This window comes from Vagococcus humatus (assembly GCF_003950325.1).
Classification (GTDB): domain Bacteria; phylum Bacillota; class Bacilli; order Lactobacillales; family Vagococcaceae; genus Vagococcus_C; species Vagococcus_C humatus.
This window is the reverse complement of the sequence record NZ_PXZH01000001.1, coordinates 821,566-841,742: the sequence shown is the minus strand read 5'-3', so window position 1 is coordinate 841,742 and position 20,177 is coordinate 821,566. Positions and strand designations below refer to the sequence as shown.

Below are 20,177 nucleotides of genomic sequence, written 5' to 3'. Positions count from 1 at the left end.
TATTTCATTAATTTTAACGAGAGACTGGTTTATTATAATAAATATGATACAATATCTTTTGTTATAAATTTTGTGTAAGATTCGAGGAGAAAAATGAAAAAAGTAACGAATAAACAACCTTTACATGTTCGTTTTAGTACAGTTCAACTCATTACGATGAGTTTTTTGCTAGTGGTTTTAATTGGAACTTGTTTATTATCACTACCAATTGCTACCGTTAGTGGAAAATCTAGTGGATTAGATGCTCTATTTGTAGCAACTTCCTGTGTATGTGTAACGGGGTTGACCACAGTAAACACTGCGGCTCATTGGAGTTTGTTTGGTAAGATTGTCATGATGTGTCTAATTGAAATTGGGGGCATGAGTTTTATGTTAATGACCTTGATATTAGCCATGGTGACTAGAAAAAAAATTAATTTACACACTCGTTTAATTTTAAAAGACTCTCTTAACTTAGGTAATCAAGGAGGAGTGTTAAAATTAGGGTTATACGTGGTAAAATTTTCTTTTACAGTTCAACTGATAGGGGCTATTTTACTATTTAAAGCCTTTTATCCAAAATTCGGCTTACAAAAAGGCTTATTTTATAGTATTTTTCATGCAGTATCTGCTTTTTGTAATGCTGGTTTTGATTTATTTGGTAATAGTTTAGAAGGATTCCAAACCCAACCTTATGTCTTAATGGTGATTAGTTTATTAATCATTTCTGGAGGGATTGGTTTTGTAGTTTGGCGAGATTTATTTCAATGGTTTTATGATCGTAGATTGATGTTACATACTCGTTTATCTTTAATTGTGACATTATCTTTATTAGTTGGCGGTTTTGCTGTGTTTCTGTTACTAGAAGGAAACTTATCTGCCTATAAAGATAGCTTAACGCCTTTTCAACGAGTGGTGAATACTTTCTTTTTAGCTGTCACTCCTAGAACTGCAGGTTTTAATAGTATTCCTTATACGGAACTATCACAAGCTTCTCTTTTAATTACGATGGGCTTGATGTTTATAGGGGGAAACTCAGGTTCTACTGCTGGAGGATTGAAAACTTCAACACTTGGAGTTTTGATTTTACATGCTTGGTCCACTATTCAAGGGAAAGAAGCTACTGTGTTTCATGAACGGACTATTAGTCGGCAAATCGTGTTACGTGCTTTTGCACTTTTCTTTTTGTGTACATTTATGGCAATTTTTGCCATTGAAATTTTGACTATTACCGAAACCATCCCAACAGGTTACGGGATTGAATACATTGCTTTTGAAGTATTTTCAGCTTTTGGTACTGTAGGAGTAACATTAGGCTTAACTCCTCATCTAACTTTATTAGGTAAAATTGTTATTATGTTGTTAATGTTTATTGGTCGAGTAGGTGTTTATACTTTCTTATTATCTATTGCTAAAAAACAGCGGGCTAAAGAATCCTTGATTCGTTTCCCAGAAGAACATATTATGATTGGATAAAAATATCCCTCAAGTTTAAAGACTTGAGGGATATTTTTTGTATATAAGATTAAGATACTTCTGAAATAGCTTCAAAAGGCACAATAAGTCTGTGATTTAATTCGATTAGCCGGGCATCTTTTTGAACCTTAGAATCTGCTACAACGATTAAGGCGGTTAAATCGTATTTTTTTTCCACGATGCCAATAATGCTATTGTCAAGTATTGGGCTTTTACATTGATAGGAATTACCGATTGCGATTTTTTCTGCTTGCATAAAAAACACCTTCAATTCTCACTTTTTTAAATAAGTCTGTTTTTCAGACCAAATGTTATTGAACATATCTTACGATAAATAGAAAGAAATTTCAACTAAAAAATCAAAAAAAATAAAAATAATTTAGCTTTTAATCAAAAATGAGATAAGTTATATAAAATAGTGTATTTTTGAAAAAATAAAAGAAATAAAAAACTAATAATAAATTTAAATATGTGTGGTATTCGCAAACATTTCACGCTTTCATTGTTTTTAAATAGATTATCGTCATAAAAAAATAATAAAAATAAAAAAACATATAAATTATATATATGAATCTGTTTATATTTGTTCATTTATGTTTTTTTAAAAGATAAATGAATGAAATAATCAGTTGATTTACTAGAATTTTATAATAAGATAACCAAAATTATAAAAACACTCCATATTTTTCAATAAAAGTATATATTAAATAAACTTTTTGAATTAAATGACAAATAATTATTATGTTAACAGTGAGGTGGTAAAAAAATCTGTGATGGTATCCATAGTTTCTGGAGTTACTAAATGGCCTTTATCTTGTCCAGTTAGCAAATGAGTTTGACTACCAATTAGTTTCTTTTGAACTTTTAGATAAAATTCTTGAACGTCTTGATAGGGAATTTTGTAGTCTTCTGTTCCGTGCCATAGTAAAAAAGGACGTTGATTTAATCGATCAGGATGTAAAGATAAATCAAAGTGCTCAAGCCAAGTTAATGTTTGTTTTAAATCTGAAGGAATAGGCCTTCCGTGTTTATTAGCAGATTTAAAAATAAGTTGGCTATATGCCACAGGAGCAGGAGTTCCCATGATACAAGCCGCTGCTGTAATTTCTGGATGTTCTACTAATAAACCACTTGCAGTAATTCCTCCCATAGAATAGCCACCTACTCCAATCAAATTATCGGCGATTAATCTTTTTTTATGATAATAGTCAATTAAACTATCAAATTCAATGAAATTAAATTGGATGCTAGTCCAAAAAGTAGCAGAAGGAATAGTAGAAACAGGCATTTTTCGTTCTCCGTGAAACATAGCATCTGGGAGTATAACTCGTATACGATGCTGGGCTAGTTTCCGAGCTTGTGTTAACACTAGTTCTTTAGAAGTTTGCCAACCATGATAAAAGATAATTAATGGTAAAGGGGTATAGCGTTCAGAATCTAACACTACTTCTAAAATAGGAATCTGACCAATTTGTCTTTCAAAAACACTGATTTTCATCATGAGTTCCCTCCTTTATGTTCCTTATCATACTTATTTTTTTGATTATTGCAACGAATATCTATTGCTAGTTTAAATAAATCGGAAGTTATTCCCCTAAACATTTAAAACTGTGTTATAATGCATAAAGATTTTTTATTTATAAAGAAAGAGGTGAAAGGATGGGTTCATTTCAAACGTTTGGTTTCCGTCCATTTTTACAACAGGCTTTAAAAGAAAAGGGATTTGAACAACCAACTACTGTCCAAGAGCGATTGATTCCTATTATTCAAAAGGGAAAGAGTGTGGTTGGACAATCTCAAACTGGATCAGGAAAAACACATACCTTTTTATTACCCCTTATGAATCAACTTGATATGCAAAGTGATTCCGTTCAAGTGGTTATTACTGCACCAAGTCGTGAGCTAGCTACTCAAATTTATGAAGCAGCAGTGGAGCTTGCTTCTTATTCAGAAGAACCAATTCGAATTGTTAATTTTGTAGGTGGCACTGACAAAGCGCGTCAACTGGCTAAACTATCTCATGAACAACCTAAGATAGTGATTGGAACTCCAGGTAGAATTTTAGATATGATTAATGAACAAGCCTTAAAAATTTATACAGCTAAGACTTTAGTGATTGATGAAGCAGATATGACATTAGATATGGGATTTTTAGCAGATGTAGATCAAATTGCTAGTCGATTACCAGAAAAACTACAAATGTTAGTATTCTCTGCAACGATACCAGAGAAACTTCGTCCATTTTTAAAAAAATATATGGCTAATCCAGTGATTGAAGTGATTGAATCTAAATCAGTTATTTCAGATACGATTGACAACTGGTTAATTTCCACAAAAGGAAAAGATACTAATCAGCTGATTTATCAATTATTAACAGTGGGAAATCCTTATATGGCCATTGTGTTTGCTAACACTAAAAAACGAGTAGACGAAATTAGTGACTATTTAAAATCACAAGGGCTGAAAGTGGCTAAAATTCATGGAGATATTACTCCGCGTGAACGCAAAAGAGTCATGAAACAAGTTCAAAATTTAGAGTATCAATTTGTAGTAGCTACTGATTTAGCGGCTAGAGGGATTGATATTGAAGGGGTTTCTCATGTAATTAATGCGGAAATTCCAAGAGATTTAGATTTCTTTATTCACCGAGTAGGTCGGACTGGCCGAAAAGGATTACCTGGTACAGCTATTACTTTATATGAACCTCATGATGAAACTGCTGTTCAAAGTTTAGAGAAACTAGGCATTCAATTTAAACCAAAAGAAATTAAACAAGGGGAAATTGTAGATACTTATGACCGAAATCGCCGAACTAAACGGGAAAAACGGGCAAAAGAGCTAGATCCTCATACGATTGGTTTAGTTAAAAAGAAAAAGAAAAAAATTAAACCAGGGTATAAAAAGAAGATTAATTGGGCTATTGAAGAACGAGAAAAGCAAAAACGTAAAGTAGAACGTCGGGCGCAGGCACGGGCTATTAAAAAGAATAAAAAGAAATAAAAAAACAATTCGTTAAGTGATTAACGAATTGTTTTTTTACGTTAAGTTTAAAAAGCTAAATGTGCATTTGCACAAAAAAAAACGTCTTTCTGCTAATAGTCAAGGAAGACTTGTCTATCTATAATAGACAAGAAATGAAAAAGGAGGAGAAAGAATGGAAGGATTAACTATTCCATGGTTTGCAGCTATTATCGGTCTTGTTTTAGCGATTATTCTTATTTTGAAAAAATTTAACCCAGTTTACTCACTATTTTTAGGAGCAATTGTTGGGTGTTTAGTGGGAGGCGCGTCACTAGAAGCGACAGTGGATGTGCTAGTTAACGGAACACAAAGTATTATTGGAACAGCCATTAGAGTATTGGCAGCAGGTATGTTGGCTGGTGTTATGATGGAATCAGGAGCAGCTGAGTCTATTGCTCACGGAATTGTTTCCAAATTAGGAGAGAAAAAAGCTATTTTATCTTTAGCTTTATCAACTATGGTGATTACAGCAGTTGGAGTTTTTATTCCTGTCGCGGTTTTAATTGTAGCTCCGATTGCTTTATCAGTTGGGAAACAAACCAATATCAGCAAATTAGCCTTAATGACTGCTTTATCTGGTGGGGGAAAAGCAGGTAACATTATTTCACCTAACCCTAACACAATTGCAGCTAGTAATGGCTTTGATTTAAATTTAAGTCAAGTCATGTTAGCAGGATTTATTCCAGCTGTTTTTGGACTTATTACAACAGTATTAGTAGCTAACTTGATTAAAAACAAAGGGGATAAAGTGAAAGATAGTGACATTGAAGAAAAAGAAGTTGGAGATTTAGTGCCTCTTCATAAAGCTTTAGTTGCCCCTGTTTTATCTATTATCTTATTATTAATTAATCCAATAGGAACATTGTTACATATTCAAGTATTGGCTGACTTAAAAGTGGATGCGATGTATATCTTACCTTTTGCATCAGTGATTGGAACGATTGCAATGGGTAAAAAAGAGCATGTGGCATTATATGCATCTGAAGGGTTGAAACGTGTAACGGATACTGTATTAATTTTAATTGGTGCAGGAGCTGTTGCAGGTTTAATCGCTCATTCAGATTTATCTCAACAAGTCGTTTCTCTTATTGATGCAGTAGGTATCTCAGGAACATTCTTAGCACCTATTTCAGGTATTTTAATGGGATTAGCTGTTGGATCTACGTCTACTGCTGTTATTTTAGCAACAGGTTCTTTTGGAGAGTCCATTTTAGCCACAGGAACAAGCGCATTAAGTGCAGCAGTTATGGTGCATACAGGGGCTGTCGTCATTGATAGTGTACCACAAGGAAACTATTTCCATATCAGTGCTAATAGTATGCATATGAGCATTAAAGATCGTTTGAAAGTTGTTCCTTATGAAGTGTGTATTGGATTTACGATGACAGCTGTTGCTACCATTTTATATGGATTTATCTTAAAATAAAGTATCACTTTATTAAGACAAGATAGGTGGGATTTAATTATGAGTAAAGTGTTTGTGTTAGCGCCTGACTCCTTTAAAGAAAGTATGACAGCTAAAGAAGCTTGCGAAGCTATGGAAAAAGGAATACGCCGAGTTTTTAAAGAGGCTAAAATCATTTCTATTCCTATGGCTGATGGCGGGGAAGGGACTGTGGATGCATTAGTTGATGCTACTAAGGGTCAACGTCTATTTGTTGATGTGGCAGGTCCTATTCCAACTGAAAAAGTGAGAGCTTATTATGGATTATTAGGAGACAAGAAAACAGCAGTGATTGAGATGGCTAAAGCAAATGGTTTAGAACTACTTTCGCCTAATCGGAGAAATCCTTTAGTGACTTCTACTTACGGAACAGGTGAGTTGATTCAAGCCGCTTTAGACCAGCAAGTTGATAAAATAATTATTGGCATTGGTGGAAGTGCAACCAACGATGGTGGTGCAGGTATGGCTTCAGCTTTAGGTGTGCGTTTTTTCGATCAGACAGGCCAAGAACTTCCTTTAGGAGGAGGTTACTTGAAACAGTTGGCTCACATAGATGTCACTCAATTAGATCCTCGTTTAAAAGAAGTAGAAATAATTGTAGCGTGTGATGTAAATAATCCACTAATCGGGGAAAAAGGTGCTTCTCATGTTTTTGGTCCACAAAAAGGTGGAAGTGCTGAGATGATTTCGGTTTTAGAGGATTCTTTAAGTCACTACGGCACTTTAATTGAAAAAGAATTAGGTGTTTCAGTTATCAATGAAGCTGGTGCAGGGGCAGCAGGAGGCTTAGGTGCTGGATTGTTAGCATTTACCTCTGCTAAGTTAAAATCTGGTATTGATATTGTAACGGAACAAGTCCAGTTAGCTAAGTACATTTCTGAAGCTGATTATGTGTTAACAGGTGAAGGTGGGATGGATTTTCAAACTAAGTTTGGAAAAACTCCTTACGGTGTAGCCAAAATTGCTCAGCAGTATCAAAAACCTGTGTTTGCTTGTGCAGGTTATATTGGTCAAGATGTGGATGTTTTATATGAAGAAGGCATTACTGCTATTTTTGGTATTTTATCAGCAGCTGAAAACTTAGAAGCGGCTTTACTAAAAGGTTCTAGTAATTTAGAGAGAACCTGTGAAAATATTGCGAGAATGTTACAAGTAAACTAAAAAGATATCAGGTTTTCTAAGAGTGTGTTAATATAGTCATACGAATACAGACAAGGGTTTGAAAAGTTCATTTTCAAACCCTTGTTTGTTGAATGTTAATTGAAGGAGTTTGTTAACAATGATGACATTGACCCATGAACAAGCTAGTTTGATTGTGACAAAACTAATGGGAGATATTCCCTATAATATCAATATCATGGATCACCAAGGAAAAATTATTGGTAGTGGGGATAGTCGGCGAATTGGCCATATTCACAGTGGAGCTAAGCGAACCATTAAAGAAAAACGAAAAATTGAAGTGTTTCAAGATAGCACCTTAGAGAAAAAAGGGATTCATGAACCGATTGTTTACCACAATGAAATTATAGGGGTAGTCGGTATTACAGGAGATCCAGATGAGGTAAGACCCTTTACTAAATTGGTTCGAACGATTGTCTTATTATTTATAGAAGAGTTAGATATTTATAAAGAGCAGGAAAAACGTCGACTAGATAAAGAAAATTTTATGAGAAAATTAAAAGAACAACCTGTTCCTTATGAAGAAGAGTTTAGAAATGAGGCATTTCTTCATTATCATTTAAAATTAGGGGCAAGTTATGTGGGAATTTTGACAGGTTCGTTGACAACAATGTCTCAATTAGTACCAAAAGAGCAGATTTTTGAAGAAAATCATTACTATTTAGGTTTTTTACGTGAGGAAATATTTAATCTTGAGAAGGTAAATGAACTAAAAGGAGAGGACTTAATCATTGTCACTACTCCTAACAGTCATTTAGCGAAGCTGATTAGTGAATTAAAAAATAATTATTTGGCTATTCTGTTTTTAAATAAACAAGCCAATCAAGTTTATTGTACAAGTGAGTGTTTTATTGGTCATTGGTTTGATTTTCCTATTGAGGTCAAGGAAGAGTTGCTGTTACCTTTAAAACAAGAAAAAGAGTTAATGACGACACTCATTCAATTTGTTAAAAATAATGGAAATATGAAGCAAACAGCGGCTGATTTACATGTTCACCGAAATAGTATCAGTTACCGGTTGAACAAGCTACATGAGTTAACTCAAAAAAATCCTAATGACTGGGCAGATTTATGGGAATTAATGTATCATTGTGCTTATTTATATAAAAAAGAACATTAAGGGTGCAAGTTTTTTATCATAGTCACACATAAAATACCATCTTCCTTAAAAGGAGAAGAAGCCACGTGATAACCAAGTTTTTCATAAAAGGGAATAGCTATAACTTCGGCACTTAAACAAGATTTTTGATATCCTTGTTCTTTACCTATTTCTTCTAGTTGGGTTAAAAGAGCCATTCCAATGCCTTTTTTCCGGTACGGAGCTAATACACATAGTCTATCTGGTTTAAGTGTAGTAGCATCTGCTTCTTCGTACCGAATTGTTCCAACAGGTTTTCCTTTATCCAATGCTAATAAAAAATAGCGTTGAGGAGTATCGTAATGATCAAATTCTTCTTGGGGAGAAATACCTTGCTCTAAGATAAAAACTTGTGTTCTCACATAACTAGCTAAATGTTGTACCCAAGTTTCTTTTGAAAAAACATAAGTTATCATAAATTTCCTCCTGTTTATTATGAGTTAATCTTATGTCTAGTTTAACTAATAACTTGAAAAAGTCATAGAAATTTTCTGGTTTAATTTTTATTCCATCCTTTTTTTTGATATGATAAAGAAGAAATGGGATAAAGGGGGATTAGACTGTGGAATTTTTTGATAGTTTAGAGATAACTAATTGGAAAAATCTGGCTGAAGAGGAACAACAAGCCCTTGTTGAGTCAATTATCATGTATTACGTAAGTCCATTAGCTAAAGTAGAGCATTTGAGACGAAAAAATTTTCATATGTGTGGGATGAAAGGTGATTCCTACGAATTCACTATTGACGGGGAAGCGTTTGTTTTTGTGCCAGGGAAAAAAGAAGCTATTTTAGGTTGGGATTTTGGGGTTCAAGGACTTAAAGCTCAAGATTTGTTGGGTAATCGTGATGTAATAAACAGCCAAGAAGATCAACAAACCACCTATAAAACAAATTTAACAAAAGAAGAATTGGATAATTTACATGAACATCATGGTAGTAGTAAAAATCTATTCTCTTTTCATACCTTAGAAGACATTGGTGAGTATATCAATTGTTATACCACGCCTTTAAGAAAAGCAGATATTCCGCCTATGATTGTAGCTAAACGAGCTTTACCTGTTGGAGTTAAACACCAAGGAACTTATGATTGTGTAACAGGTGAATGTCAAGGGAATCATGAATTTTTAAGTCTGTACCGAGAAGAGATTCGGCAAGAATTAAGCCCTAATTTATCCTTAGAAGAAAGCTTGTACTGGACTTATCCGAAAAAAGTTTGGCAGTCGGGCAAATTTTACTTAGAGCAGCATCCAGATAATAGTGACATTTATGATATTTATCAAGATTTAACTCTGACCCATAGTGAATTAGTTAAAAAAATAGGTCAGTTAAATTATAGTTTATTATCAGAAGATGCGTTTGAATATGTGATAGGTGGAGGTACTCGCCGTTTATTCCGTTGGGGAAATGAGATAACTGTAGACCCTAGATACCCTAAACATTCAATTTTTTATCAGGCTCATCGTCCTAATATGTTTGGCTTGTATGTTAATTCAGATCGGGATACATTTGAATTAACAGATGATCCAGAGGTAGTGAAGCTAGGTATTGTTCATGAGGATGAAAAAAATATCATCCAACAAGTTTTACCGCTGTCTAGTTATTATCAGTCTTGGTTCAAACCTAAAAGTCATTTGCCACTTAATCCTAGTGTTTATACTTATCGTAAGGCAATTATCATTGAACCTGTTCAGAATTAAGATTGACAAATTTTTTAAGATTGCTTATAATTTTTAATTAGTTAAGGATATGTGTTAAAGCATAAAATAGATATTAGAGACTTTTTCATTTGGTGAAAGAAAAAGCTATTTTCTTTATCATGCTCCCTTTTCTTATGAGTCAGAAATGATTCCGCTACTCTGCGTTATAGAGTTTAAGAGGTAATGATACAAGCATCATTGCAAGCAAGGTGGTACCGCGTGAGTCGTCCTTGCCTTGCAGGGTGCTTTTTTATTTTGTGAAAAAGAAAGGACGAATAAATCATGAAACAATTAACAAGTAGCGACATTCGCCAAATGTTTTTAGACTTTTTTAAATCCAAAGGCCATAGTGTTGAACCAAGTGCATCTCTTGTGCCAGTAGATGACCCAAGTTTATTATGGATTAACTCAGGAGTAGCCACTTTAAAAAAATATTTTGATGGCTCTGTTGTGCCAGAAAATCCACGGATTGTCAATGCTCAAAAAAGTATCCGGACTAATGACATTGAAAATGTTGGTAAGACTGCTCGTCACCACACCATGTTTGAAATGCTAGGCAATTTTTCTATTGGAGATTATTTCAAAACTGAAGCTATCCACTGGGCATGGGAATTTTTAACTGATGAAAATTGGATGGCCTTTGATCCTGAAAAACTATATGTAACAGTCTATCCAAAAGATGAAGAAGCTAAACGAATTTGGGCAGAGGAAATTGGTTTAGCCAGTGATCATATTATTGAAATAGAGGATAATTTTTGGGAAATTGGAGTAGGTCCAAGTGGTCCAGACTCAGAAATTTTTTATGATAGAGGAGAGTCTTTTAATGATTTAGCCGAAGATGATCCAGAAAACTATCCTGGCGGTGAAAATGAACGCTATTTAGAAATTTGGAATTTAGTATTTTCTGAATTTAATCATAAAGAAGACGGCACTTATGAACCACTTCCTCATAAAAATATTGATACTGGCATGGGACTTGAACGGATGGTATCAGTTGTCCAAAATGCACCGACTAACTTTGAAACAGACTTATTTATGCCAATCATTGAAGCGACAGAAAAACTAAGTGCTGATAAAACCTACGAAGACAGTGACGGGATTAAAACTTCTTTTAAAGTTATTGCAGATCATACGCGGGCTGTTTCTTTTGCTATTGGAGACGGGGCACTACCTTCTAATGAAGGCCGTGGCTATGTTTTAAGAAGATTATTACGTCGGTCAGTTATGCACGGTAAAAAATTAGGCATTCATAAACCTTTTATGTACCAATTAGTTCCAGTAGTAGGTGGTATCATGAAAGATTACTATCCAGAAATTTTGGAAAAACAAGATTTTATCGAAAAAGTTATTAAAACAGAAGAAGAACGGTTCCACGAAACCATTAATGAAGGGTTAGATATGTTAACTAATTTCATTGATACGTTAAAACAGCAACAAGAAACAATCCTAGACGGAACAGTTATCTTTAAATTATATGATACGTATGGTTTCCCTGTTGAATTAACAGAAGAAATTGCAGAAGAGGCAAACTTAACAGTTGACCATGCTGGTTTTGAAAAAGAAATGGAAGCCCAACGTCAACGAGCTAGAGCCGCTAGACAAGATGACACATCGATGAATGTTCAATCAGCTGTTTTAACTGATATTACTGAACCAAGTCAGTTTGTTGGATATGATCAAACTCTTGTTCACAGTCCTTTAGTAGCAGCAGTTGTTGGGGAACAACAAGTTAAACAAGTGCCAGTAGGGGAAGCTCAATTAGTGTTTACTGAAACACCTTTTTATGCTGAAAAAGGGGGACAAGTTGCTGATACAGGCTATATTTATGACGAAGCAGGAACATGTGTGGCAGAAGTAACAGATGTCCAAACAGCTCCAAACGGTCAGCCGCTTCATCAAGTCAAGGTGTTAAAAGAAATGACTACTGACACGACTTATCAGTTACAAGTAGATGAACAACGTAGAAATAAAGTGATTAAAAATCATACAGCGACTCATTTACTTCACCAAGCATTAAAAGACGTGTTAGGTGAACACGCTAATCAAGCTGGTTCTTTAGTAACAGCGACTCATTTACGGTTTGATTTTACCCATTTTGGACAAGTAACAGCAGCAGAGCTAGAAGAAATGGAACAAATTGTTAATAAGAAAATTTGGAAAGCTATTCCGATTAAAACAGTTGAAACAGATATTGCCTCTGCTAAAGAAATGGGAGCGATGGCTTTATTTGGCGAAAAATATGGCAAAGATGTTCGAGTGGTTACAGCTGGGGATTATTCTTTAGAATTATGTGGAGGAACCCATGTAAGCAACACATCTGATATTGGTTTATTTAAAATTATTTCTGAATCAGGTATTGGTGCAGGAGTTCGCCGGATTATTGCTTATACTAGCGAAGAAGCTTATCAAGCATTTAAAGAAGAAGAAGCTATTTTAAGAGAAGTGGCATCTTTAGTGAAAGCTCCTCAAGTAAAAGAAACAACACATAAAGTAGAACAACTTCAAAAACAATTAAAAGATGTGGAACGAGAAACAGAACAATTGGCAGCTAAATTAGCTAATCAACAAGCTGGGGATGTATTTAAAGAGATAAAAGAAGTAAATGGTTACCGCTACATTGCAGCTAATGTTCAGGTGAAAGACATGAATCAGTTACGTCAATTAGCTGATCAATGGAAACAAAAAGAGTTATCAGATATTTTAGTATTAGGAACTTCTCACGGAGAAAAAGCGAATTTATTAGTTGCTATGACTAAAGAAACAGTTTCTAAAGGCTTAAAATCAGGTGACTTGATTAAAGCAATTGCCCCTTATATTCAAGGTGGCGGTGGTGGCCGACCAGATATGGCTCAAGCAGGAGGAAAAAATCCAGCAGGCTTACCAGAAGCCATTCAAGCAGTATCTACTTGGTTAGAAACACAAGCTTAATTTAAAAGAGGAAAAGACTGGAGTCTTTTCCTCTTTTTTTAGTTAGCTAAGTGACGGGGTTTAAAATAAAGCGGTGAATGACTTCTGATAATGCATGTTCATTGTGGGTGCTTTGGGTAATATAGTTAGCAAGTTCTTTTAACTCTGGCACTGCATTGGCTACTGCAATGCCTTTACCAGCATAATCTATCATTGTTCGGTCGTTCATATTATCTCCCACTGCAATAATGTCGGTGGGATTAATGTGAAGTTGAGTCGCTAATGTTTTTAAGGCATTTCCTTTATGAACACCTTTTGCATTAAATTCAATATAGCGATTAGATGAATAGTTAATGTCTAGTTGCTCTTTTAACGAATTATCTAAAGCATGTTCAATACTTTCTAAAAAAGAACGATCTAAATGTTGAAAACTGATTTTGATAATAGGATCTTGTTCTAGGTGATCGATACTAGCCTCAGTAAGGGGAAGCATACCTGTTCTGTCACTTAAATAAGCTTCTTCTTCTAGGGTCATTTGATAAGTATAGAGATGATTTAATGTGAAAACATGAATTAATAAGTGGTGAGCAACACCTAATTGAAAAATTTGTTGAGCTAAGGGAAAAGCAATGGCTTGTTGCTTTAATAAATAAGTTCCCTTATTTTCTGAAATCAGTCCTCCGTTATAAGAAATAACAAATTCGTTGGGTTTATCTGCTAAATCTAATGAACTTAAAATACGTTGCACATTATGAATGCTTCGTCCAGTTGCTAGTACAATTTTAGTGCCGCAAGCCATAGCTTGCTGAATAGCTAGTTTATTTGGTTGTGAAATAGTTCCATCTGATGAGAGTAGTGTTTCATCTAGATCAGTTGCTAGTAGTTTATACATAATGAACCTCCTTAACTTTTCATATGGTAACATATTCTCTGTACAAAAATGAATAAAAATAGCAGATTTCCTATAAAATATGGTACACTAAGAGCAAGTATTTAACTAAAAGATTGCAATAAAGGAATGATTCGAAATGGATACATTTGAAGATAAAAGACGTCATTTCCGGTTTCCAGCTTTTGATGATGTAGAAGGAGTTAAATTAAACGAAGGAGAAGGTCGGGTTTTGTTTGAAAATGAATACGATAATGTATTTAAAAAAGAAACTACCTGCGGCTTTGATATGACTAGAAGAACTTCTCCAGGTCGTTATCATGATATTCCTGAAAATATTACATTAGAGTCAAAACCAGGAACGTTTGATGAAAATAAATTACAAAAAAGAAAAGAAGAGGACACCAGTCGTAAAGCTTTATTAAACTACCAAGGACCTCCTATTAAAAAAACATTTAAAGAAATGAATAAACCAATGTTTAGGCAAGGTTATGTTTCTTGTTTAGAGAAAAAAAAGGCAAGAGAGTCTGGGGAACCTTTACGGGAACAACGATACATCCCAGCTCATCAACAAAAACATCAACCAACTAAACGGTTTGTTCCTACTCATATTCCTAAGTCGATGATTCCAGATGATCACAAGGAGCATGTGTCAAAAACTGATTTATTAGCAAGCATGAAAAAAAATGAAAAAAACTACTTATTAATAGATGACTCAGACCAACCTTTTAAAGAGCATCCTATTCAAAAAAAATATGTTTCTCCAAAAAGAAGTCAAAAGACAGAGGTTCCCTTTGCCAAACGGGAAACCCATGAATTAGATGAAAAAAGAAATCCTAAAATGAAAGAGTCCTCTCATCGTTTAGAAAAATCCTTAAGTGGTATCATGGAAGAAGCCGTTGCTCAGCCGGTTCAAAATAAATATTTTGAACAGTTTAAATAAGCTAGGTCTCAAGACCTAGTTTATTTTTATTGAAAAACAGACGTATTTGTAAGATAATATAGTTGTTTTTCATAAGTGAATGAGAATCTTCCTGAAAATAGTTTGTTAGTTAAAGATAATGTGATAACCGAGAATGAATCACAAGAAAAGAGGAGTTAAGAGTGAATACTCAATTAGATAAAACGTATCATTTTGTAGGAATTAAAGGATCAGGTATGAGTGCTTTAGCCTTAGTTTTACATGAAAAAGGCTATCATGTTCAAGGATCTGATATTGAAACTTACTGCTTTACCCAAGTTGAATTGGAAAAAGCTAACATTTTAATGTTACCATTTGATGAAAAAAATATAACAGAGGATTTAATCGTGATTGCAGGGAATGCTTTTCCAGATAGTCATCCAGAAATTCAAGCAGCTCATGAGAAAAATATCTCAGTTATTCGCTATCACACATTTATTGGGGAATTTATTAAAAATTATACTAGTATCGCAGTGACAGGTGCTCACGGAAAAACTAGTACAACTGGTATGTTAGCCCATGTATTAAGCGGTGTTGAGCCTACTAGTTATTTAATTGGAGATGGAACTGGTCATGGTGTACCTGATGCTCGCTTCTTTGCGTTTGAAGCTTGTGAATATCGTCGTCACTTCTTAGCTTATTCTCCAGACTATGCTATTATTACTAACATTGATTTTGATCACCCAGACTATTATAAAAGTATTGAAGACGTTGCAGAAGCTTTTCAAACATTTGCTTCTCAAGTTAAAAAAGGAATTATTGCTTTTGGAGATGATGTTTATCTGCGTCAGTTAAAAGCGGATGTACCTGTCTATTATTACGGGGTAAAAGATGAAGATGATTTCCAAGCGATTAACATTGAACGAACTGTTAATGGTTCTGCTTTTGAAGTGACTTATAAAGAGCAAGTGATTGGTCAGTTTACAGTACCAGCTTTTGGTTTTCACAACATTTGTAACGCACTAGGTGTGATTGCTATCTCTTACTTAGAAGGTCTTGATATGAGTTTAGTTGCTGAAGAATTGTTAAGTTTTAGCGGTGTGAAGCGTCGTTTTACAGAAAAGAAAGTCAATGATATGATCATTGTAGATGACTATGCTCACCATCCAGCTGAAATTAGAGCGACAATTGACGGTGCTCGTCAAAAGTATCCAGATAAAGAAATCATTGCGGTATTCCAACCTCATACCTTTACTCGGACTATTGCCTTAATGGATGATTTTGCTAAAGCGTTAGATTACGCTGATCATGTTTATTTATGTGATATTTTTGGTTCTGCTAGAGAACAACAAGGTAGTGTGCATATTGAAGATTTAGGGGCTAAGATAAATAAAGGTGGCTCTGTTATTACAGAGGACAATATGTCTCCGCTACTAGCTTATGAACAAGCTGTGATGGTGTTCATGGGAGCAGGAGATGTACAAAAATTTGAAAGAGCCTATGAATCATTGTTAACATCTACTCGCAAAAGTATGATGTAACTGGAATAGAAGGGAGGTTTATTGGTATGAATGATCACTATAAATTAGGAAAAACGATTGAAGACATTCAAGAAGGAGATTCACTGAGTTTAACAGAAGCAATAGATGACAGTCAGCTAATGCTTTATTTAGGGATGACCAAAGATACCAACCCACTCAATTTATTACCAGATTATGCTAAACAAACTCATTTCAAAAAACCTGTTATTCCATCCGGTATTTTGATGAATATTATGTTAGCAGCAGTGTCTAAACACTTGCCTGGTGCAGGCTCACATGTGGTTAATATTTCCAGTAATTTTATAGAACCTGTGTATCATGATGAAACCATTACTTTTCATTTTGAGGTAATAAAAATTGACAAGATGAAAGGAGTTGTCACTATTTCAGTAGAGGCAACTAAAAAACAGGATGAAGATAATAACCGAATTATTGATGCAGTTATCATGGTTCGGCCTCCTCAATTAGTCGTTGAGGAAGAAGAAGGAGGAATTTTGAATGAATCAAGTGAATAATCAAACCATTGATCGTGGTTTACAAAGCTTTTTTTCTAGAGTTTATGCTATTTTAGCAGGAGGAATTGCGTTAAGTGCTGTGACAGCCTTTATGATTACTAATGTTTTTAAAGTAGAATTTATGACGATAATGGGAAGAACACCGTTACTGTTTTGGATTTTATGGATTGCTGAACTAGCCTTAGTTATTCGTCTAGGTAAACAAGCGATGTCTAATCAACCAAGTAAAGCATTAGGTGGCTTTCTAGCTTATTCTGTTTTAAACGGTGTGACTATGAGTGTGACTTTAATGATGTATACATCAGGTACAGTGACAACCGCTTTTATCGCTGCAGCTAGTACATTTGGAGCTATGGCCTTATTTGGTACTCGTACTAAAAAAGATCTAACTGCTATGGGACATGCTTTTAGAAGTGCGGTTTGGGGCATTATTATCGTTATTTTATTAAATGCCTTCATCCTACATAGCCAACCAGTTGATTTATTTATCTCACTAGTAACAGTAGTTATCTTTTCTGGCTTAACAGCTTATGATCACCAAATGATTCGACGTTATTATGCACAGGCAGATAGTTCATCTGTTCAAGGGTTAGCTGTTTTTTGTGCTTTACAATTATATCTTGACTTTATTAACTTGTTTATCTCTTTCTTAAGAATTTTAGGGATTAAAGAGTAAAGTTAAACCAAACCCCCTTTGCCAGTTAGCAAAAGGGGTTTTTCTTTTCGCAATGTATTCTTTTTTTTGTTAGAATAGAACAAGAATAGAAAATAAGGAGTATCTACATGTCTAAAAATAAACTTTTACTAATAGATGGCAATAGTGTTGCCTTTCGCGCTTTTTTTGCTTTACATAATTCATTAAGTCGATTTAAAAATAAAAATGGGTTACATACCAATGCTATTTACGCATTTCATAATATGTTTGATAATGTTATGGAACGAGAAAAACCTACCCATGTGCTAGTGGCCTTTGATGCAGGGAAAACTACTTTTAGGCATGAAACATTTACAGAATATAAAGCTGGTCGCTCTAAAACACCTAGTGAGTTTACTGAACAAATGCCTTACATAAGAGAATTAATTGAATGTTTAGGAGTTAAACATTATGAATTAATTAATTATGAAGCAGATGATATTATTGGAACATTAGCTAAATCTGTAGATCCAAAGGAATTTGATGTGATTGTATTAACAGGAGATAAAGATTTAACACAACTAGCTGATGATCATATTCGAGTGGATGTAACAGTTAAAGGGGTTAGCGAAGTGGAATCTTATACCCCAAGTCATATTGAAGAAAAATACGGGTTGGCTCCTTTACAAATTATCGACATGAAAGGACTAGCTGGGGATACCTCTGATAACTTACCAGGAGTAACTGGTATTGGAGAAAAGACAGCAATTAAGTTACTAAAAGAGTATGGTACAGTAGAGAATGTTTACCAACATGTGGATGAAATGAAAAAAAGTAAACGAAAAGAAAATTTAATTCACGACAAAGAACAAGCTTTGATGAGTAAAGAGTTAGCTACGATTAATATTTCAGCACCTATCACCATTCAAACAACTGATCTTGTCTATCAAGGTAAAGATTTAGACAGATTAATCCCGTTTTATCGAGAAATGGATTTTCAATCTTTTTTAGATAAATTGGATTATCCAGATTTAGATATTATGGAAGAGTCTTTGCCAGATATTTCTTATACAGTTGTAGATTCAAAAGAAGATTTGACACAAGGTATGTTTAGACCAGGAATGAGTTTTTATGTGGAAACATTAGATGCTAACTATCATTTAGCCGAGATTGAGGGGCTGTGTTGGGGAGATGAGAGAGAGATTTACGTTTCTAAAAACCCAGAGCTTTTACAAAATCCTTTGATGATAGACTGGTTGCAATCAGAAAACAGTCAATTAACCGTATATGATGCTAAAAGTACTTACTGTTTGTTGAACCGACAAGGAATTATTTTAAAGAATATCGTATTTGACATATTAATTGGAGCTTATTTATTAGATACTAATGATAATAGTGATGATGTAGCAGCGATTGCTTACCACTATGATTATAAAACTATTTTAAGAGATGAAGAAGTTTATGGTAAAGGAGTTAAAAAAGGTTTACCAGAAGAGGCTGATTCTTTTGAAAATCATTTAGCTAGAAAGATTGGGGCGCTAAACTTCTTAAAAGAACCACTGAAAAAAGAGTTAACAGCTAAAAATCAATGGGAACTTTTTTGGGAGATGGAACTTCCTTTAGCTAAAGTGTTAGCAGATATGGAGATAGCTGGGATTAAAGTAGATAGTCACAGACTGGAAGAGATGAAAGTTGAATTTGCTAGTCGCTTGAAGGAAATCGAAAGTCGGGTGTATGAGCTAGCAGGAGAAGAATTTAACTTAAATTCACCTAAACAATTAGGAGTCATTTTATTTGAAAAAATGGGCTTACCAGTCATTAAAAAAACCAAAACTGGCTATTCAACTGCTGTAGACGTATTAGAACAACTAAAAGAACATTCTCCTATTATTGAGGAAATTTTAAGTTACCGTCAACTAATGAAAATTCAATCGACTTATGTAGAAGGATTATTAAAAGTGATTCACCCAACAGATGGTAAAGTCCATACACGTTATCTTCAAACACTGACTCAAACCGGTCGTTTAAGCTCTGTTGATCCTAATCTGCAGAATATCCCTATTCGTTTAGAAGAAGGACGAAAAATTAGACAAGCCTTTGTACCAAGTAAAGAGGGTTGGCAAATATTTTCTTCAGACTATTCTCAGATTGAACTACGTGTGTTAGCTCATATTAGTGAAGATGAACATTTACGGCAAGCTTTTATTGATGGAATGGACATCCATGCAAGTACAGCTATGCGCGTGTTTGGGGTAGAAACAGCAGATGAAGTCACAGGTAATCTACGCCGACAAGCTAAAGCAGTTAACTTTGGGATTGTTTACGGGATTAGTGATTATGGATTATCCCAGAACTTAGGAATTTCAAGACAACAAGCGAAAACCTTTATTGAGACTTATTTTGACAAATATCCAGGTGTTAAAGAATATATGGAAAAGGCAGTGGAAGAGGCAAAAGAGAAAGGGTATGTTGAAACTCTTTGGCATAGAAGAAGATATTTACCTGATATTCATGCTAGGAACTTTAATGTACGTTCTTTTGCTGAACGAACTGCTATTAATTCGCCTATTCAAGGGAGTGCAGCTGACATTTTGAAAATAGCTATGATTGAAATGGCTAAACGCTTAGAAGAAGAAAAAATGGAAGCGACTATGTTATTGCAAGTACACGATGAGCTAGTTTTTGAAGCACCAAAATCTGAAATACCTAAACTAGAGCAATTAGTTAAACAAGTAATGGAGCAAACAGTTACGCTAAGTATTCCTTTAAAAGTGGATAGTAGTGTAGGAAATACTTGGTATGAAGCAAAATAAACAGTAGATAGAAGCCCTTGTGTAACATAGTACAAGGGCTTTTT

At 34.4% G+C, this 20,177-nt stretch carries 16 protein-coding genes; 12 read left to right on the top strand and 4 right to left on the bottom strand.

Translation table 11 applies throughout. From position 1 onward, the window contains the following. The first annotated feature begins 93 nt into the window (after nucleotides 1–93). Nucleotides 94–1,455 (top strand): TrkH family potassium uptake protein, encoded by a 1,362-nt coding sequence (locus tag C7P63_RS04065; RefSeq protein ID WP_125942871.1) that lies wholly within the window; start codon nucleotides 94–96, stop codon nucleotides 1,453–1,455. A 49-nt stretch (nucleotides 1,456–1,504) separates the two neighbouring features. On the opposite strand, the gene C7P63_RS04060 is transcribed toward C7P63_RS04065, so the two are convergent. Next, nucleotides 1,505–1,726 (bottom strand): hypothetical protein, encoded by a 222-nt coding sequence (locus tag C7P63_RS04060; protein ID WP_125942870.1) that lies wholly within the window; start codon nucleotides 1,724–1,726, stop codon nucleotides 1,505–1,507. Between the two features lie 468 nt (nucleotides 1,727–2,194). Continuing rightward, complete coding sequence (locus C7P63_RS04055; RefSeq protein ID WP_125943074.1) at nucleotides 2,195–2,953, bottom strand: alpha/beta fold hydrolase; 759 nt, start codon at nucleotides 2,951–2,953, stop codon at nucleotides 2,195–2,197. A 161-nt stretch (nucleotides 2,954–3,114) separates the two neighbouring features. Between C7P63_RS04055 and C7P63_RS04050 the strand changes: the two genes are divergently transcribed. From C7P63_RS04050 to C7P63_RS04035, 4 genes are all read left to right on the top strand, one after another. Continuing rightward, nucleotides 3,115–4,455, top strand: coding sequence for a DEAD/DEAH box helicase (locus C7P63_RS04050; RefSeq protein WP_125942869.1), 1,341 nt, complete (start codon nucleotides 3,115–3,117; stop codon nucleotides 4,453–4,455). A 154-nt stretch (nucleotides 4,456–4,609) separates the two neighbouring features. Next, a complete protein-coding gene (locus C7P63_RS04045; protein ID WP_125942868.1) occupies nucleotides 4,610–5,902 on the top strand; it encodes a GntP family permease in 1,293 nt (430 codons plus the stop codon). Nucleotides 5,903–5,941: 39 nt separating this feature from the next. Continuing rightward, on the top strand, nucleotides 5,942–7,081 hold the full coding sequence (locus C7P63_RS04040; RefSeq protein ID WP_125942867.1) for a glycerate kinase: 1,140 nt from the start codon (nucleotides 5,942–5,944) through the stop codon (nucleotides 7,079–7,081). A 118-nt stretch (nucleotides 7,082–7,199) separates the two neighbouring features. Beyond that, on the top strand, nucleotides 7,200–8,219 hold the full coding sequence (locus C7P63_RS04035) for a CdaR family transcriptional regulator (RefSeq protein WP_125942866.1): 1,020 nt from the start codon (nucleotides 7,200–7,202) through the stop codon (nucleotides 8,217–8,219). Here C7P63_RS04035 and C7P63_RS04030 read toward each other — a convergent pair. Then, a complete protein-coding gene (locus tag C7P63_RS04030) occupies nucleotides 8,216–8,653 on the bottom strand; it encodes a GNAT family N-acetyltransferase (RefSeq protein ID WP_125942865.1) in 438 nt (145 codons plus the stop codon). The two genes, C7P63_RS04035 and C7P63_RS04030, sit on opposite strands and share 4 nt — an antisense overlap. Nucleotides 8,654–8,799: 146 nt before the next feature. On the opposite strand from C7P63_RS04030, the gene C7P63_RS04025 reads away from it, so the two are divergent. Both C7P63_RS04025 and alaS read left to right on the top strand, forming a co-directional pair. After that, nucleotides 8,800–9,933, top strand: a complete 1,134-nt coding sequence (locus C7P63_RS04025) for a DUF7278 family profilin-like fold-containing protein (RefSeq protein WP_125942864.1) — start codon at nucleotides 8,800–8,802, stop codon at nucleotides 9,931–9,933. 282 nt (nucleotides 9,934–10,215) lie between these two features. After that, nucleotides 10,216–12,861, top strand: a complete 2,646-nt coding sequence (gene alaS, locus C7P63_RS04020; RefSeq protein WP_125942863.1) for an alanine--tRNA ligase — start codon at nucleotides 10,216–10,218, stop codon at nucleotides 12,859–12,861. A 46-nt stretch (nucleotides 12,862–12,907) separates the two neighbouring features. Here alaS and C7P63_RS04015 read toward each other — a convergent pair whose 3' ends face one another. Then, entirely contained in the window at nucleotides 12,908–13,732 is an 825-nt protein-coding gene (locus tag C7P63_RS04015; protein WP_165863763.1) for a Cof-type HAD-IIB family hydrolase, read from the bottom strand. A gap of 136 nt (nucleotides 13,733–13,868) precedes the next feature. Between C7P63_RS04015 and C7P63_RS04010 the strand changes: the two genes are divergently transcribed. The 5 genes from C7P63_RS04010 (at nucleotide 13,869) to polA (ending at nucleotide 20,133) form a co-directional block, all read left to right on the top strand. Beyond that, a complete protein-coding gene (locus tag C7P63_RS04010) occupies nucleotides 13,869–14,672 on the top strand; it encodes a hypothetical protein (RefSeq protein ID WP_125942861.1) in 804 nt (267 codons plus the stop codon). A gap of 161 nt (nucleotides 14,673–14,833) precedes the next feature. After that, complete coding sequence (murC, locus tag C7P63_RS04005) at nucleotides 14,834–16,171, top strand: UDP-N-acetylmuramate--L-alanine ligase (protein ID WP_125942860.1); 1,338 nt, start codon at nucleotides 14,834–14,836, stop codon at nucleotides 16,169–16,171. Nucleotides 16,172–16,191: 20 nt separating this feature from the next. After that, a complete protein-coding gene (locus C7P63_RS04000; RefSeq protein WP_424580139.1) occupies nucleotides 16,192–16,686 on the top strand; it encodes a MaoC family dehydratase in 495 nt (164 codons plus the stop codon). Next, entirely contained in the window at nucleotides 16,679–17,362 is a 684-nt protein-coding gene (locus C7P63_RS03995) for a Bax inhibitor-1/YccA family protein (RefSeq protein WP_424580138.1), read from the top strand. Before C7P63_RS04000 ends, C7P63_RS03995 begins: the two co-directional genes overlap by 8 nt. Nucleotides 17,363–17,469: 107 nt before the next feature. Beyond that, entirely contained in the window at nucleotides 17,470–20,133 is a 2,664-nt protein-coding gene (gene polA, locus C7P63_RS03990) for a DNA polymerase I (protein ID WP_125942857.1), read from the top strand. Nucleotides 20,134–20,177 lie beyond the last annotated feature (44 nt).

Coding starts and splice junctions, on each gene's coding strand:
- C7P63_RS04030 (WP_125942865.1), bottom strand. CDS start 8,653: ATGATAACTTATGTTTTTTCAAAAGAAACTTGGGTACAACATTTAGCT.
- C7P63_RS04015 (WP_165863763.1), bottom strand. CDS start 13,732: ATGTATAAACTACTAGCAACTGATCTAGATGAAACACTACTCTCATCA.
- C7P63_RS04010 (WP_125942861.1), top strand. CDS start 13,869: ATGGATACATTTGAAGATAAAAGACGTCATTTCCGGTTTCCAGCTTTT.
- alaS (WP_125942863.1), top strand. CDS start 10,216: ATGAAACAATTAACAAGTAGCGACATTCGCCAAATGTTTTTAGACTTT.
- C7P63_RS04035 (WP_125942866.1), top strand. CDS start 7,200: ATGATGACATTGACCCATGAACAAGCTAGTTTGATTGTGACAAAACTA.
- C7P63_RS04045 (WP_125942868.1), top strand. CDS start 4,610: ATGGAAGGATTAACTATTCCATGGTTTGCAGCTATTATCGGTCTTGTT.
- C7P63_RS04055 (WP_125943074.1), bottom strand. CDS start 2,953: ATGAAAATCAGTGTTTTTGAAAGACAAATTGGTCAGATTCCTATTTTA.
- C7P63_RS04050 (WP_125942869.1), top strand. CDS start 3,115: ATGGGTTCATTTCAAACGTTTGGTTTCCGTCCATTTTTACAACAGGCT.
- polA (WP_125942857.1), top strand. CDS start 17,470: ATGTCTAAAAATAAACTTTTACTAATAGATGGCAATAGTGTTGCCTTT.
- C7P63_RS04065 (WP_125942871.1), top strand. CDS start 94: ATGAAAAAAGTAACGAATAAACAACCTTTACATGTTCGTTTTAGTACA.
- C7P63_RS04040 (WP_125942867.1), top strand. CDS start 5,942: ATGAGTAAAGTGTTTGTGTTAGCGCCTGACTCCTTTAAAGAAAGTATG.